We start from the raw sequence: 16,995 nt of genomic DNA, 5'->3' as shown, positions 1-16,995 counted from the left end.
AGTTCCCCCTGCATATCTATTATCTATTTTCACTTAATAAATTTTCAATTGTTCCTATCTCTAAATCTTTTTGTTTTATCTCGGTTATTAGAGGGGATAGCCCTTGCGCAACAGACTCTGTAGGATGCATTAAAACCGTTGCACCTGGATGAATATTTTTCATAACTCGGTTAATCATAACAGAAATGGAAGGATTCTTCCAATCAATCGTATCGACTGTCCAAAGGATCGTTTCCATTTCTAGCTCGTCTGCAATTTTAACTACTTCATCATTAAAGCTACCGCTAGGAGGCGCAAACCATTTAGGTTTTGTCCCAATAATCGCTTCAATAATGTCATTTGTACTTTCAATTTGTTCTCTTATTTGTTCAGAAGACATTTTTGCCATATCTGGATGATTATACGCATGATTTCCTATACTATGATCTTGCTCATAAATCATTTTAACAATATCTTTATTTTCTTTTGCCCACTTTCCCTCAATAAAGAACGTTGCCTTTATGTTCTCTTTTTTTAATGTTTTAAGAATACTTGGGATGTGTTCCGTACCCCAAGATATATTAATTAAAAATGCAACCATCTCTTTTTCAGGGTGTCCTCGGTATATTGGGGCCGCAGACAATTCCTCTAAAGATACAGATGGCTTTATCGAATCAAAAACTAACAGCGAAGAATCAAATTTCCCTTCTTTCTTCATATTTGCATATGACTTCTCAACATTAACAGTTCGCCCATTTCTGCCAGGAGTCTTTTTCCACACGTCATCAATATACGCATCTTGGGCTTCCTCATTATACTTGCTTGCACTTAATTTAATTTCTTGGAGCAGCTCATTTGATTCTTTTGAAACAACTAAAACTTCTCCTTTAGTTTTTGAGACGAAAAAAACATTTTTATCTGCAGTAAGTACAGTTACTAATAGTAATATTGTGAAAACAGCATACAATTTTTCAAATTTTAATTCTTTCATTTCTTCACCCCTTGTCCTAGTTTATGAACAAGGGGAATGGTATATGACTTAACAATATAGGTTAGTCAGATTAAATGAAAAATGATTTTTATCTTAACCTTCATCATGATAAAGCTGTCATGCAGAAAAATATAAATTGCGACTTAATTAAAATGCAATGCAAATTTGAAAAAAACTCGGAATATAGTTGTACAATTGTATTGAGCAAACAAGTACATGAAAATCAACTAAGGAAATGAATCTCCAAACTCCATTCAATTTCAAACTGTAATAACCAAGTAAAATTAAGATCAATCGTTCAAAAAATTAAAAAAGAAACTGGGTTTCCAGCTTCTATTTTTCATACAATTATTTACTTAATTTTTCTTTACTTTCTCTTTCCTCTTGGAGGACATCTTTACGAGAAAGGTTGACTCTTCCTTGTTGATCAATTTCTTTTACTTTAACCATGATTTTATCTCCGATGGAAACAACGTCTTCTACTTTGTTTGTCCGTTTATCTTGAAGTTGAGAAATATGAACGAGTCCGTCTTTGCCTTTAAATAACTCGACGAATGCTCCGAATTTTTCAATTCGTTTTACAGTTCCTAAATAAATTTGACCAACTTCGACTTCTCGAACGAGATCCTCGATAATCTTCTTCGCTTTTTCATTCATTTCTTGGTCTGTTGAAGCGATAAAGACGGTACCATCTTGCTCAATATCAATCTTAACACCAGTTTCTTCAATGATTTGATTAATTTGCTTACCACTTGGACCTATGACATCTCTAATTTTGTCTGGATTAATTTTCATGGTAATTATTTTTGGCGCATAATCAGATAATTTTTCATTCGGCTTGTTAATTGTCTGTAACATCGAATCTAAAATCTTTAGTCGCCCTATTTTAGCTTGCTCTAATGATTCTTTGAGAATTTCTTTTGATAATCCATCAATCTTTATATCCATTTGGATGGCGGTAATACCTTTTTCAGTTCCAGCAACTTTAAAGTCCATATCACCTAGTGCGTCTTCTAATCCTTGGATATCAGATAAAATAGAATAATGTTCTCCAGTTTTCACTAATCCCATAGCTATACCTGCTACAGGCGCTTTAATTGGTACACCTGCATCCATCATTGCTAATGTACTTGCACAAATACTTGCTTGTGAAGACGAACCATTCGATTCTAATACTTCAGACACCAGACGTATTGTATATGGAAATGCTTCATCACTTGGGATTACTTTTTCTAAAGCTCTTTCACCTAATGCTCCATGACCGATTTCCCTACGCCCTGGACCTCTGATTGGTCCGGTCTCTCCTACACTGAATTGTGGGAAATTATAATGGTGCATAAATCGTTTTGACTCTTCTAAATCTAAACCATCTAAAATCTGCACATCACCAAGCGCTCCAAGTGTGCAGACACTAAGTACTTGAGTTTGTCCTCGTGTAAATAAACCAGAACCATGCGTTCTCGGTAAAATATTAACTCTTGAAGAAAGCGGGCGGATTTCGTCTGTTCTTCGTCCATCAGGGCGAACTTTTTCTTCTGTAATTAATCTTCTTACTTCTTCTTTTAACAATTCATCTAACGTAAGCTTCACATGCTTAATCGTTTCTTCATCTTCGTCTTCATACATTGCTAAAGCTTCTTCTTTCACAGCTTGTATGGCATCTTCACGAGCATGTTTCTCTTTTACTTGAATTGCTTCATCCAACTTATCCTTAACTTGGCTCACGACATCTTGTTTGATTTGTGAATCAATTTCAAACACCTTAATTTCAGATTTTTCAGCGCCTACTTTTTCGACGATCTCTTCTTGAAATTCCACCAAACGGATAATCTCTTCATGTGCAAACATGATTGCATCTAAAATAATATCTTCTGGTATTTCATTCGCACCAGCTTCAACCATGTTAATAGCATCTTTAGTGCCAGCCACTGTTAATTCAAGATCACTTTTTTCTTGTTCTTCAATGGAGGGGTTAATAATAAATTTACCATCAACTCGTCCAATGTTTACACCTGCAATTGGTCCACTAAATGGAATATCAGAAATTGATAATGCAATTGATGAACCTATCATAGCTGCAATTTCTGAAGAACAATCCTGATCAACACTCATAACTGTACTAATTACCTGAACTTCATTTCTGAATCCATCAGGAAAAAGTGGGCGAATTGGTCGATCGATCAGACGAGAAGACAGTATTGCTTTTTCACTTGGTCTTCCTTCTCGTTTAATAAACCCTCCCGGTATTTTTCCTACTGCATAAAGTCGTTCTTCATAGTTTACGGTCAATGGAAAAAATGGTAAATCCTTCGGTTCTTTTGATGCGGTTACTGTTGCTAAGACAGAAGTGTCTCCGTAATGTATCATACAAGCTCCATTTGCCTGCTTTGCTAATTCTCCTACTTCGACTGTAAACTTACTGCCGTTAATTGTTGTAGAGAATATTTGTTTTTCATCCGACATATATATTAGTACTCCTTTCAGTCCCTTATAGTCTATATTTTATCGATTATAATATCTCTTGTAAATTTTATCCGTTTGCCTTTAGTATAGGTTAAGTTACAAGTTTTTAATATGTAGGTTTAATTTATTCTATCAGCATTGTATAAAATTAGTTGACAGCATTATTTTTATAAAAAAAAGCAGGATTTCTCCTGCTTCCTTCCATTATCTACGTAAGCCGAGTTTTTGAATAACTTCACGATAACGTGTTACGTCATTTTTACGTAAATAATTTAATAAATTACGACGTTTACCAACCATCTTCAACAAACCACGACGTGAATGATGGTCTTTTTTATGCATGCGTAAATGTTCGTTTAAATTATTAATTTCATCTGTTAGTATTGCAATTTGAACTTCTGGTGATCCAGTGTCATTTTCATGTACTTTAAATTCATTAATAATTTCTAATTTACGTTCTTTTGAAATAGCCATTTTTGGCCCACCTCCTATAATGTCTTTGCATATCCCCATTCCCCCAGCAAACGTCGGAGTAACATTTTGCCAAGCGAAGGTTCTACAAAGTATAGAGTACCTTGTTTGAAGACAAATTGCAAGAAATACAATAAAATTATTGAAAATATTCTTGAACGGTATATTCATCTTGTTTTAACTGTTTAATCAACTCATCAACACCTGCAAACTTCTTCTCTTCTCTTATAAAGTGATCCCATAAAACAGTAATATTCTTACTGTATAAATCGTCATTAAAATCAAAGATGTGAATTTCGATAGAAGGTGTTACTTCGTTTTCATGAAAGGTAGGTTTCACTCCTAAATTAGCCATCCCTTTAAAAAGCTTTTTATTGTATTTAACTCTAACAGCATAGACGCCTTGTTTTGGGATAAGTTTTTCATCATCAATTTTTAAATTTGCTGTTGGAAATCCAATTTGGCGGCCACGCTTTTCCCCTTCTATTACTATTCCTTCCGTCTCATAAGCACGTCCCAATAATTTTTTTACCTTTTCAACATTTCCTGTCGATAAGCTATGGCGAATTTCTGTCGAACTCACTTTTTCTCCATCTAATTTTACCGGTTCTATAGACGTCGTAGTAAATTTACCCTTACTGAATGAATTAATATTATTCATATTTCCAGCGCCTTTATGACCAAATGAAAAATCAAACCCTGCTACAAGATGGACAATATTTAGACCAATAATAAAATGATCTACAAATCCTTGGGGGGATAGATTCGCTAAATCTCTGTCAAAAGTAATTAAATACAGCTTATCTACTCCCATGTCTTTTAATAGTTGTTCCTTTTCTGCATTTGGTGTAATATATTGCATTGGCTTTTCGGGACGATTTAAGACTTCTTTTGGGTGAGGATAAAAGGAAATAACGGCACTCTCTTTACCTTCATCTCTTGCTAATTTAATAGCTTCTTGAATGACTGCTTGATGCCCCTTATGTAATCCATCAAAAAAACCCGCAGCAGCAATCGTTTCAGGGATCTCCGTTTTATTAAACGTGTGAGGATAGGTAAGTCGGATAATTTGCATATTATTCACCTACGTTCTTATAGATATTAAAAACCCGTTCAGGTTTTATTTCTTCATTTTTATGTAGCTTGTAAATTGCTAATAATTCATTATGATGCATTACCTTAAAAGATTCGGTCTTGAACTTCTGAGAAGGTAGTGGAAACTTTTGCCCTTGTAATATTTTGGCTTTAGTTTTCTCATCTACTTGCATCGTATCTAAATGATTTAATCCTCGATCAACAGGTAACAATATATCCTCTAATCTATTTTCATCAACTGCTTTTTCTAGTTCATCAAAAGTGTACGTATCATCTATATGAAATGAATCGCTCTCTATTCGTTTTAAATATGCCATATGAGCTGGATAACCTAGCTTTTTTCCAATATCTACACAAAGAGTTCTAATATATGTCCCTTTAGAACAAGTAACTTTTATTCGGAATTTATCATTAATTAGATAATCATTTAATCGTTTTCTTTCAATCTGAAAAATGGTTACATTTCTTTGTGGTCTCTCTACATTAATGCCTGCTCTAGCATACTCATATAATCGTTTCCCTTTAACTTTAACTGCTGAATACATTGGAGGTATTTGAATGATATCCCCTTTAAATTTTTGGAGAACCTTTTCAATTTCTTCATCGGTAGGAGGTGATGAAACTTCTTTTTGCTCAATCACATCTCCCTCCTTATCTTCAGTAGTTGTAGCTTTTCCAAGTGCAACATCTGCAATATAAACCTTTTTTAAATGAAGTACATAAGGTATTATTTTCGTTGCCTCACCTATGCATATTGGCAAAACACCTTCTACCTCAGGGTCTAATGTACCAGTATGTCCTACTTTCTTGATGTGTAATAGTTTTCTAACTCTCATCACACAATCATGGGAAGTTAATCCTTTCGGTTTATGTAAAGGTAATATTCCATTCATGAAAATATCCTCCTAATAAAAAAGCGGATAAAAATCTGACCCAAACAATATAAGGGTCAGATTTTCTTTATTCTTTGTTCAGTTTACGGAGAATTGAATCAATTCGATTTCCATACTCATGTGCTTCATCAAATTGAAAGACAATTTCCGGTGTTTTTCTTAAACGAATCCGTTTGCCCACTTCAGAACGAATAAATCCGCTAGCTTTCGATAAACCGATCAAGGTCTCCTGCTTTTTCTCTTCATCGCCTAAAACAGAGATAAACACTGTAGCATGTTGCAAGTCGTTGGTAAGTTCCACATCTGTTACTGTAACAAAACCAACCCGTGGATCTTTTATTTTTTGGTTTAAAATTTCGCCAACTTCTTTTTTCATTTGTTCAGCAACTCGGTTTGTTCGCATATTTTCCATTTCTTTCACCTCATAATGTATGACATGATAGAAAACATAAATTATAATCGATCAATTGTAGTGATTGTTCTTTCTAATTCAGGATCATTATCAATCATTTTAATGACCTCTTGGATAATTTTTTCCGCGTATAACAGTTCATTCGCAACCGTAACAATGGCTAATTTGGTTCGTTGCCAGAGATCTTGAAAATCAATTTCAGAAATGGAAACGTTAAAATCTTTTCGGATTTTTGCAATTAACCTTTTAATAACGGAACGCTTATCTTTAAGAGAATGCGTATTGTAAATATGGCATTCTACTTCCGCGTAAACAATCATGTTCTGTCGATTTCCTCCATAATAAATGCTTCGATGATGTCGCCATTCTTAATATCATTAAAGTCTTTAATCGTTATACCACACTCATAATTCTGTACAACTTCACGGACATCATCTTTGAAGCGTTTTAACGCAAGTATTTCACCTTCGTATAAAACTACTCCATTACGAATTAATCTTACACTTGAATTACGAGTAATTTTACCATTAATAACATAGCTTCCTGCGATTGTACCAATTTTTGATACCTTAAATGTCTCTCTAACCTCAGCTTGCCCTATCACTTTTTCTTCGTATTCAGGGTCAAGTAACCCTTTCATCGCTGCTTCCATTTCTTCAATCGCTTTATAAATAACACGGTGTAAACGAACATCCACTTTTTCAGATTCTGCTGCTTTTTGTGCATTTACATCTGGTCGAACATTAAAGCCTATTACGACTGCATTAGACGCAGAAGCTAAAATAACATCTGACTCAGTTATTGCTCCAACACCTGTATGGATAATGTTTATATTGACATTTTCCACTTCGATTTTCTTTAATGAAGCAGCTAATGCTTCGGCAGACCCTTGGACGTCAGCCTTAATAATAACATTTAAATCCTTCATTTCACCTTGTTTTATATGTTCAAATAAATCATCTAAACTAATTTTATTTTGAGAACCGCGACTTTCAACAATATGCTGTTGTTGACGAGTTTCTCCAATTTGTCTAGCTTTTTTCTCATCTTTAAAGACTAAAAACTGGTCTCCAGCTTGTGGTACAATATTTAATCCTGTGATTTCAACTGGTGTAGAAGGTCCTGCTTTTTCAATTCGTTGTCCAACATCATTCACCATTGCTCTAACACGGCCATACGTATTTCCTACTACAATTGAATCACCTACTGATAATGTTCCATCTTGTACAAGTAAACTTGCTACTGCACCGCGACCTTTATCCAATTGTGCATCAATAACCGTACCGAATGCTGGTTTATTTGGATTTGCCTTCAATTCTTCCATTTCAGATACAAGTAAAATCATCTCAAGTAACTCATTAATACCTTCCCCGTTAATAGCAGATATAGGTACAAAAATCGTATCTCCTCCCCAATCTTCCGGGATTAATTGATACTCTGTTAGTTCTTGCATTACTCGATCAGGGTTAGCTGTTTCTTTATCCATTTTATTCACTGCAATAATAATTGGAACTTCAGCAGCTTTTGCGTGATTAATCGCTTCAACTGTCTGGGGCATTACACCATCGTCTGCAGCGACAACTAATATAGCAATATCAGTAACTTGTGCTCCTCGAGATCTCATACTTGTGAATGCTTCGTGTCCAGGTGTATCAAGAAATGTAATTTTCTTTCCATTATTCTCTGCTTGATAAGCTCCGATATGTTGTGTAATACCTCCAGCTTCACCTGCTGTCACTTTCGTATGACGAATCGAATCCAACAAAGTAGTTTTACCATGGTCTACATGTCCCATTATTGTAACGACAGCTGGACGCTCTTGTAAATCTGTTTCGTCATCTTCTTTACGATATTTATCAAAATCCGTATCTTCAAGTATAATTTCTTTTTCTACAGTTACTCCATAGTCACTACAAATTAATTCTACTGCATCATCATCTAAGTCTTGATTTTTTGTAGCCATTATCCCTAAAAACATTAATTTTTTAATGATTTCTGAGACATCTTTATGAAGTTTCTCCGCTAAATCATTTACAGTTAATGTGTCGCTATAAACAATATGGTCAGGAGTTTCTTGTTTTTGTTGTTGCTTATTATTTTCTGCAACATTTTTATTATTATTTCTATGAATTCGTTTGTTTTGTTTGTTTTTTTGCTTTTGTTTTTGTTTTGGCCTATTATCTTTTTTATTATTTTCTTGTTTAGGTTTAGAACTAGTTGTCTTAGTTCCAGATTGTTCACTCTTATTGGTCTTATTTTCCGATTGTTTATTGAACGTTTTATCTAATTTACTTTTTGTATCTGGATTAATCGAAGACATATGATTAGAAACTTCAATATTCATTTTCTTTAATTCATCGATAACTTCTTTACTTGTTACATTATTTTGCTTTGCGTATTCATATATTCGCATTTTAGTCATACGTTCACCCCCAAAATTATTTACAAGAGTAGAGTCTTTAGTTTTGCCGCAAATCCGTCATCCAAAATAGCAACTGCAACTCTCTCTGGTTTTCCCAAAGCCTTCCCTAAGGTATAACGATCTTCTACCTCAACATACGGGATGTGAAAGGACGAACATTTATCAGTTAATTTTTTTTTCGTACTTTCACTAATATCATTAGAAATTAATACTAATTTAGCTTTCTTATTTCGAATATCATTGATGATGTTCTCTTCACCTATTGAGCATTTTCTAGCTCTATAGGCTAACCCAATAATATTTAAATAACTAGTGTTCATTTTATTCGCCTGCAATTTTCTTAAGATCACTATATAAAGAAGGATCAATTTTAACTTGAAATACTTTTTCTAACACCTTTTGTTGTTCTGCCTGTTCAAATACGTCTTTATCAATTGAAATATAAGCTCCACGACCGTTCTGTTTTCCAGTCGGATCGATAAATACTTCTCCTTCCTTATTACGGACGATGCGAAGCATTTCTTTTTTAGGTTTTAATTCATTCGTAACTATACATTTTCTTTGAGGTATTTTTCTTTGTTTACTCATATTAAAAACCCCCTATTAATCGAATAAATAATTATCCTTTTCATCATCTTCTTCATCCTGTAACCAATTATGATCATCAAGCAATTCTTTTTCATCTGTTTCTTTATCTTTTAATAAATTCTCACCGTCAAAATCATTGGTCACAAATTCATTATTCTTTTGTTCAGTTAATAATCCTTCTTCTTTAGCAACAGTCTCACTTTTAATATCAATTTTCCAGCCAGTTAATTTTGCAGCCAATCGGGCGTTTTGGCCTCGTTTTCCAATTGCAAGTGATAACTGATAATCAGGAACAATTACAGTTGTCGCTTTATTTTCCTCATCAACCTGAACATCGATGACTTTAGATGGACTTAATGCATTCGATACATAAACGACTGGGTCTTCGGACCATTCAACTATATCAATTTTTTCATCGTTCAATTCATCCACCACTGCTTGCACTCGTTGTCCTTTTGGACCTACACAAGAGCCTACTGGATCTATTTCAGGATTACTTGCATAGACGGATATTTTTGAGCGATCTCCAGCTTCCCGTGAGATAGATTTAATTTCTACGATGCCGTCGTATATTTCAGGAACTTCCATTTCAAACAATCTTTTTAGTAAACCGGGATGCGAACGTGAAATAAAGATTTGTGGACCTTTATTTGTATTTTCAACCTTTGTTACAAATACTTTGATCCGATCATGAATCTTGTACTCTTCTGTTGCGATCTGTTCTGATCGTGCTAATTTTGCTTCAATTTTCCCTAAATCAACATAAACAAAATTAGGATCAATCCGCTGAATTATTCCTGTCATGACATCTTCTTCTCGATCTGCATACTCATTATAAATCACACCACGCTCAGCTTCTCTTACTCGTTGTGTCACTACTTGCTTAGCTGCTTGAGCTGCAATTCTCCCAAAGTTTTTTGGAGTTACTTCAATTTCAACAATATCGTCAATTTCATAACCTAAATTAATCTCTCTTGCATCTTCCAAAGAGATTTCTTCAAGTTCATCTTCAACTTCTTCTACAACTGTCTTCCGAGCATGTATTTGCATTGTTCCCGATTCTTCATCAAACTTTACAGAAACATTTCCTGCTGTTTTAAAATTTTTCTTATATGCCGAAATCAATGCTGCTTCCAATGCTTCTAATAAGGTTTCTTTATCAATCCCTTTTTCTTTCTCCAAATAATTTATAGCATTAAACAACTCACTGCTCAACTCTAATCATCCCCCTTTTTTATAACACCACAGCAAGTCTTGCTTTCGCAATTTTGTCATAAGGAATTTGTACCTGCTTCATGCGATGTTTGAACTTATAATTGACCGTCGCAATATTATTCGAGAAATCTGTTAAAATTCCTTCATATTCTTTTTCACCGTCTATATGGACATATAGAGAAACATACACATTTTTCCCAACATGCATCGCAAAATCTTGTGCTGTTTTAAGTGGTTTCTCTGCTCCTGGTGAACTAACTTCTAAATAGTATGCCTCTTTAATAGGATCGTGTTCATCAAGTTTTTCACTTAATTGCTCAGACACAATACTGCATTCTGTTAAATCAACTCCACCATCTTTGTCAATGTAAACTCGTAAGAAATAATTTTTTCCCTCATTTACATATTCAAGATCTTCCAATGTCAAATTTCGCTCAAGTAAAATTGGTTCAAGAAGTTCTTTAACTTTTACCAAAATTCCTTCACTCACATTCATTCCTCCTCAACATGTCTTTATATTAGTATGAACAATGATTGGTATTTTCATTTTAATGAATAAAAAGCATGTATCATCTTACCGATTTACAGTATTGAGTCACCCAAATCTTGTACATCGCAAACATAAAACCCCCGCCGAAACGATGGCAAGGGGAATTTTACGCTGATTATAGAAGAAAGAGTGGGAAAACCCACTCTTTTGACTTGGCATTATAACGACTTTCCTGTATCAGTATAGCATAGAACATTTTTGAAAACAAATAATTCTAATTTTAGAAAAAAGAAAGCTGATTTTCTTCTTCCATTCCTTCTAAACAGCCATGTGAATCTAAAAATTGAAGTACAGTTTTAGAGATTTTACTTCTTTCTCTTAAATCTTCTTTTGACAAAAATTCGCCATCTTCTCTCGCTCTTACAATATTTAATGCAGCATTTGTTCCCAATCCATCCACAGCATTAAATGGCGGGATTAAGGAATTTCCTTCGACAATAAATTCCGTTGCACTAGAACGATACAGATCTACACGTTGAAAATTAAATCCACGTTCACACATTTCCAAAGCAACTTCTAAAACAGTCATCAAACTTCTTTCTTTAGGTGGAGCGTCGTTTCCTTTTTCTTTAATCCCTTTTATTCTATTTCGTAAGGCTTCTGATCCCCTTACCATCGTATCAAGCTCAAAGTCACTAGCTCTAATAGAAAAATAAGCCGCATAAAAGAATATTGGATAATGTACCTTAAAATAAGCAATTCTGACAGCCATAAGTACATAGGCGGCAGCATGAGCTTTGGGGAACATATATTTGATTTTCTTACAGGATTCGACATACCAATCAGGTACTTGATGCTTTTTCATTTCGTCAATCCATTCATCTTGTAACCCTCTACCTTTTCGAACAGATTCCATAATTTTAAAGGCTAACGATGCTTCAAGACCTTTTTGCATTAAATAGACCATGATATCGTCTCGACATCCAATTACATCTCCAATTTCACAAATACCATCATTAATTAGCTCTTGTGCGTTTCCAAGCCATACATCTGTACCATGAGATAGGCCTGAAATGATAACCAGTTCCGCGAATGAATTAGGTTTGGTTTCTTCTAACATCTGCCGGACAAAAGAAGTACCAAATTCAGGAACTCCCAATGTACCTGTTTTACAATCAATTTGTTCCGGCTTTAATCCAATAGATTCTGTGCTGGAGAAAATGCTCATAACTTCTTCATCATCGATTGGTATTTCTTTCGGATCAATACCACTTAAATCTTGAAGCTTTCTTATAACTGTTGGATCATCATGACCAAGTATATCTAGTTTAAGTAAGTTATCTTCAATAGAATGGAAATCAAAATGAGTTGTACGCCATTCACTGTTTCTATCATCAGCCGGAAACTGTATAGGTGTAAAATCATAAATTTCTTTATCATTTGGTACTACGATAATTCCACCAGGGTGTTGTCCGGTTGTTCGTTTTACTCCGGTACATCCATGGACAAGCCGATCTACTTCCGCGCCTTTAAAATGAATATTTTTATCGTTTGCATATCCTTTTACATATCCATAAGCTGTTTTTGTTGCGATCGTTCCGATGGTCCCTGCTCTAAATACATAATCTTCTCCGAATAATTCTTTCGTGTAATTATGGGCTACCGGTTGGTATGCACCAGAGAAGTTTAAATCAATATCAGGTACTTTATCTCCTTTAAAACCTAAAAATGTTTCAAACGGTATATCCTGACCATCTTTCTTATAAGGTTTTTTACAGGTCTCACAATTTTTATCCGGTAAATCATATCCACTTGCATACGAGCCATCTGTATAGAATTCACTGTAATGACATGACGTACAAACATAATGGGCCGGTAATGGATTTACTTCTGTAATCTCGGTTAACGTAGCAACAAGCGATGAGCCAACAGATCCTCTCGATCCAACGAGGTAGCCATCCAATAACGATTTTTTAACGAGTTTGTGAGAGATTAAATAGATTACTGCAAACCCATGCCCTATGATACTATCCAATTCTTTCTTTATTCGGGATTCTACTATTTCAGGTAATGGACTACCGTATATCGACTCTGCATTTTCATATGTAAGTCTACGAACTTCTTCTTCGGCACCATCAATACTCGGCGTATATAAGTCACTTTTGATTGGTGAAATTTTATCAATTTTATCTGCAATTAAATTAGAGTTTGTGACAACCAGTTCGTAAGCCTTCTCCTTTCCTAAAAATTCGAACGCATCAAGCATTTCTTCCGTTGTTCGGAAAGGTGTATTTGGTAAGGTAACACGATTAAGTGGATTCCCTTTTTGGGATGCAATCAGTATTTCACGATATTGCTTTTCATGTTCTTCAATATAATGAGTGTTTCCTGTTGCAACTACTAATTTATTTGTTCGTTTCCCTAATTCAATAATATTACGAATTACATCAATAATTTGCGCTTCTGATTGAACAATTTCTCTATCTAATAAATGAGAATAATTTTCCGGTGGTTGAACTTCCAAATAGTCGTAAAACTCTGCAACTTCTTCTGTCTCATCGATAGATTTTTGAGTCAACGTCTCAAATACTTCTCCATGGTCACAAGCAGAGCCAACTAATAAGCCTTCTCTCATTTTATTTAGTAGCGAACGTGGAATTCGTGGCATGCGGTAAAAATACTCTGTGTGTGAGTACGAGATCAATTTATATAAATTTTTTAAACCGACTTCATTCTGTGCTAATAAAATACAATGATGAGGACGTGAATGCTGATAACTATCGCCTTCTCCCATATGATCATTTAATTGGTTAATATTAGTAATCTCTCTTTCTTCTAGTCGTTCTACTAATTTCCAAAATAAATAACCCGTTGCTTCTGCATCATAAATAGCACGGTGGTGTTGAGTCAGTTCAACATCTAAATGTTTACATAATGTATTTAATCTGTGGTTTCCTAATTCAGGTAAGAGAAATCTTGCTAATTCAAGTGTATCAATGATCGGATTTTTAATTCGTGGTATATCAATCTTCATATAACCTTGATTTAAAAATCCAATATCAAACGTAGCATTATGGGCTACTAAAACACTATCTCCGACCCAATCGTGGAATTTTTTTAACACGTCATCAACTTCTGGTGCCCCTACTAACATGTCATCCGTTATACCAGTTATTTCAATGATTTTATCAGGTAAAGTGCGATGGGGATTTGCAAAACTTTCAAAACGATCAACTATCTCTCCGTTATATAGTTTAACTCCTGCCAATTCAATAATTGTATCATATACCGAAGAAAGTCCGGTCGTCTCCACGTCAAACACAACATAAGTACTTTCTTGTAGAGTTAAATCTTTTGAATTATAAGCAATAGGTACACCATCATCAACAAGGTTTGCTTCTACTCCATATATTACTTTAATATCATTTGCTTTAGCAGCTCCATGTGCTTCTGGAAATCCTTGGACTGCAGCATGATCTGTAATTGCTATTGCAGAATGTCCCCATTTTGCAGCTTGTTCAATAAGTCGTGAAGGACTAACTACAGCATCTAACTGACTCATAGTCGTGTGAGCATGCAATTCTACTCTCTTTTCTTCTGCTCTATCCATACGTAGTTCAACACTAATTTGTTGAATATCATTTGCCATCATCGTTAATTCATTCGAATATAAATCCGTTTGTATCCGTCCACGTGCTTTTATCCAAATACCTTCTTTTGCTTGCGAAAAAACCGCTTCGTCTTCATCATTTCGTGAAAACATCTTAATCTCTAATGAATCAGAGTAATCAGTGGCCTTCATAATTAAAAGGCTTCGACCAGAGCGTAATTTCCTCACTTCAGAGAGAAATACATATCCTTGAACAGTAAACCGTCTCTCTTCTTCTATAATTTCTTCCATCCGACTTGGTTCGTCTTGAATATCGTATCCGATTTTAAACGGGGCATCTTTAACTTGTTTATCATGTTGTTCTTGTCTTTCTTTTTGTTGTTTTGCAGCATTTTGGACAATTTGTCTATCCTCTTGGCTCGTCATTTTCCGAAAGTCTTCTAAATCTTTCTTTTCGGTTGTAACTTCAAAATTTAAGTTATATTTTTGCAAACCGGCATGAAAACAATACTGTTGAAAAGTTTCTTCCATCCTTCTTTTCAATGTTACAGCTTCTGCTTCTGCTTTAACATTAAACGTCAGGTTAGATAAATGGATAGCTGGAGTTTGACTCAAAATCTCTAAGTGATTTGGTAATATTTCTGGCATTGTTTTTAAAAAATGCCTCCAGTAAAGTTCAAGTTCATTTTGTTCGCATTCCTGGTTTTGGCACTGTATAGTTAATCGAATTGATGCAATCTCTTTAAAGGATGTGCATAGTCGTTCATAAAATAATTGATATACTTCGTATGGTAAAACACGTTCTAATCGAACATAAAAATGCCACATTTTTTGTTCTTTATAAACAACAAGCTTAGTAATTTGGCCAGAATTAAAATAGGTTTCTTTAATTTGATCTGGAAGCTGTAACTGTTCTAATAATATACTCATCTTTTTTTCATATGACAGGCTCATAACTAATACCTCCAGTAAAATTAACTAGAAATAAAACATGGCTTTCTTGACATGGTGAAAGAAAGCCAAATTAACAGATGGTCTAATTTTGAAATGTTTTGTTTATAAAAATAAACGTTGGATATCGTTCCAAGTGACTACTATCATAAGTAACATTAATAAAGCAAAACCGATAACATGAAAAATACCTTCTTTTTGTGGATCAATAGGTTTTCCACGTACCGCTTCAATCCCGACAAATAATAATCTACCCCCATCCAAGGCTGGTAATGGGACAAGATTTATAATTCCCAAATTGATACTTAGCATTGCGGTCCACATTAAATAATTCATAAATCCAGTTTGAACTACTTGGTCAGTTACATCATATATACCGACTGGTCCCGACAACATATCAATTGATAATTGTCCTGTAATTAACATAAATAAGTTAACTAAAATTAATTTAGTCGTTTCATATGTTTGTAGAAAACCATATTTAAATGTTCCTAAAAAAGATTTTTCAAAAGCTAGTGTAACACCAACTTGACCGATTGTTACTTCTCCATTCGTCACCTCTTTTGGCGAAACGGACATCGATTCTGTCTGACTATCCCTTTTAACGACGATATCGACGCTTTTTCCAGGACTTTCTTGGATTATTGAAGTGAATTCTTGCCAAGTTGTAATTGAACTGCCTTCAACTTGAATTACCTCGTCCCCAGATTCAAGCCCGGCTTCCGCAGCAGGACTATCCGGCTGGACCTCTCCGATTAATGCTCGATCAGCAGGTACTCCTTGAACAAGTCCGATAATCACAAAAATAAGTATCGCTAATATAAAGTTCATCATCGGACCAGCAAACAGCTGCATTGCTCGTTGACCAACTGTTTTGGATGCGAATTGTCTATCATATGGTGCTATTTGAGTTTCTCTTTCATCCATGAGGAAGAAAGCTTTTCGATCGACCGAAAAGCGCTGAAGATTCGATTCATCTCCCAAATTATAACCATCAATCGTTAAATTATGATCTAGGTCGATCGCTTCCACTTCGATTAAATGTGCATTAGGGTGTTTATCTTTATTGTTTACGATTATTTTGTTCACTTTTCCGTCTTCATTGAATTCAAGTCCAATATGATGTCCAGGCTTTAAATCAATGATTTCAGGATCATCTCCTGCAACCCTAACATATCCGCCAATCGGTAGTAAGCGAATTGTATATAATGTTTCATTTTTCGTAAAAGAAAAGATCTTAGGACCAAAACCGATCGCAAACTCCCTAGCTAACATCCCGGCACGTTTGGCAAAAATTAAATGACCCCATTCATGAACAGATACTAATAATCCAAACATAAGTATAAACGCAATAACCGTATTCAAACAAAACACTCCTTTTCGGTATTAACCGTAAGTAAACTAACAAATTATTC

At 34.6% G+C, this 16,995-nt stretch carries 14 protein-coding genes; all 14 read right to left on the bottom strand.

Translation table 11 applies throughout. The features are described 5' to 3' along the window. Positions 1-19 precede the first annotated feature (19 nt). Complete coding sequence (locus tag SPD48_RS02985) at positions 20-970, bottom strand: polysaccharide deacetylase family protein (protein ID WP_336256578.1); 951 nt, start codon at positions 968-970, stop codon at positions 20-22. Between the two features lie 348 nt (positions 971-1,318). Beyond that, on the bottom strand, positions 1,319-3,433 hold the full coding sequence (gene pnp, locus SPD48_RS02980; protein WP_336256577.1) for a polyribonucleotide nucleotidyltransferase: 2,115 nt from the start codon (positions 3,431-3,433) through the stop codon (positions 1,319-1,321). A 204-nt stretch (positions 3,434-3,637) separates the two neighbouring features. Then, positions 3,638-3,907 (bottom strand): 30S ribosomal protein S15, encoded by a 270-nt coding sequence (rpsO, locus tag SPD48_RS02975; protein WP_336256576.1) that lies wholly within the window; start codon positions 3,905-3,907, stop codon positions 3,638-3,640. Between the two features lie 136 nt (positions 3,908-4,043). Further along, positions 4,044-4,979, bottom strand: coding sequence for a bifunctional riboflavin kinase/FAD synthetase (locus tag SPD48_RS02970; protein WP_336256575.1), 936 nt, complete (start codon positions 4,977-4,979; stop codon positions 4,044-4,046). Between the two features lies 1 nt (position 4,980). Further along, positions 4,981-5,892: a tRNA pseudouridine(55) synthase TruB gene (truB, locus tag SPD48_RS02965; RefSeq protein ID WP_336256574.1), complete on the bottom strand. Its 912-nt coding sequence runs from the start codon at positions 5,890-5,892 to the stop codon at positions 4,981-4,983. A gap of 67 nt (positions 5,893-5,959) precedes the next feature. Beyond that, complete coding sequence (rbfA, locus tag SPD48_RS02960) at positions 5,960-6,304, bottom strand: 30S ribosome-binding factor RbfA (RefSeq protein ID WP_336256573.1); 345 nt, start codon at positions 6,302-6,304, stop codon at positions 5,960-5,962. 41 nt (positions 6,305-6,345) lie between these two features. Beyond that, a complete protein-coding gene (locus SPD48_RS02955; RefSeq protein WP_336256572.1) occupies positions 6,346-6,624 on the bottom strand; it encodes a DUF503 domain-containing protein in 279 nt (92 codons plus the stop codon). Then, positions 6,621-8,726 (bottom strand): translation initiation factor IF-2, encoded by a 2,106-nt coding sequence (infB, locus tag SPD48_RS02950; protein WP_336256571.1) that lies wholly within the window; start codon positions 8,724-8,726, stop codon positions 6,621-6,623. The genes SPD48_RS02955 and infB overlap by 4 nt, the downstream gene beginning before the upstream one ends. A gap of 20 nt (positions 8,727-8,746) precedes the next feature. Then, positions 8,747-9,046 carry a YlxQ family RNA-binding protein gene (locus tag SPD48_RS02945; protein ID WP_336256570.1) on the bottom strand — a complete coding sequence of 100 codons (300 nt, stop codon included), beginning with the start codon at positions 9,044-9,046 and terminating at the stop codon, positions 8,747-8,749. Between the two features lies 1 nt (position 9,047). Further along, the gene (gene rnpM, locus SPD48_RS02940; RefSeq protein WP_336256569.1) at positions 9,048-9,314 is read right to left on the bottom strand and encodes an RNase P modulator RnpM; all 267 of its coding nucleotides are present in this window, start codon (positions 9,312-9,314) and stop codon (positions 9,048-9,050) included. Positions 9,315-9,329: 15 nt separating this feature from the next. Next, complete coding sequence (gene nusA, locus SPD48_RS02935; protein WP_336256568.1) at positions 9,330-10,529, bottom strand: transcription termination factor NusA; 1,200 nt, start codon at positions 10,527-10,529, stop codon at positions 9,330-9,332. 19 nt (positions 10,530-10,548) lie between these two features. Next, positions 10,549-11,019, bottom strand: coding sequence for a ribosome maturation factor RimP (gene rimP / locus SPD48_RS02930; protein ID WP_442962099.1), 471 nt, complete (start codon positions 11,017-11,019; stop codon positions 10,549-10,551). Positions 11,020-11,299: 280 nt separating this feature from the next. Continuing rightward, positions 11,300-15,583, bottom strand: a complete 4,284-nt coding sequence (locus SPD48_RS02925; protein ID WP_336256566.1) for a PolC-type DNA polymerase III — start codon at positions 15,581-15,583, stop codon at positions 11,300-11,302. Positions 15,584-15,685: 102 nt separating this feature from the next. Beyond that, positions 15,686-16,945 carry an RIP metalloprotease RseP gene (gene rseP / locus SPD48_RS02920; RefSeq protein WP_336256565.1) on the bottom strand — a complete coding sequence of 420 codons (1,260 nt, stop codon included), beginning with the start codon at positions 16,943-16,945 and terminating at the stop codon, positions 15,686-15,688. Positions 16,946-16,995: the final 50 nt, after the last annotated feature.

The organism is Pseudogracilibacillus sp. SE30717A (assembly GCF_037071985.1).
In the GTDB taxonomy this organism is placed as follows: domain Bacteria; phylum Bacillota; class Bacilli; order Bacillales; family Amphibacillaceae; genus Pseudogracilibacillus.
Note: the sequence above shows the minus strand (reverse complement) of the source record. Positions and strands in the feature narration are given on the sequence as shown.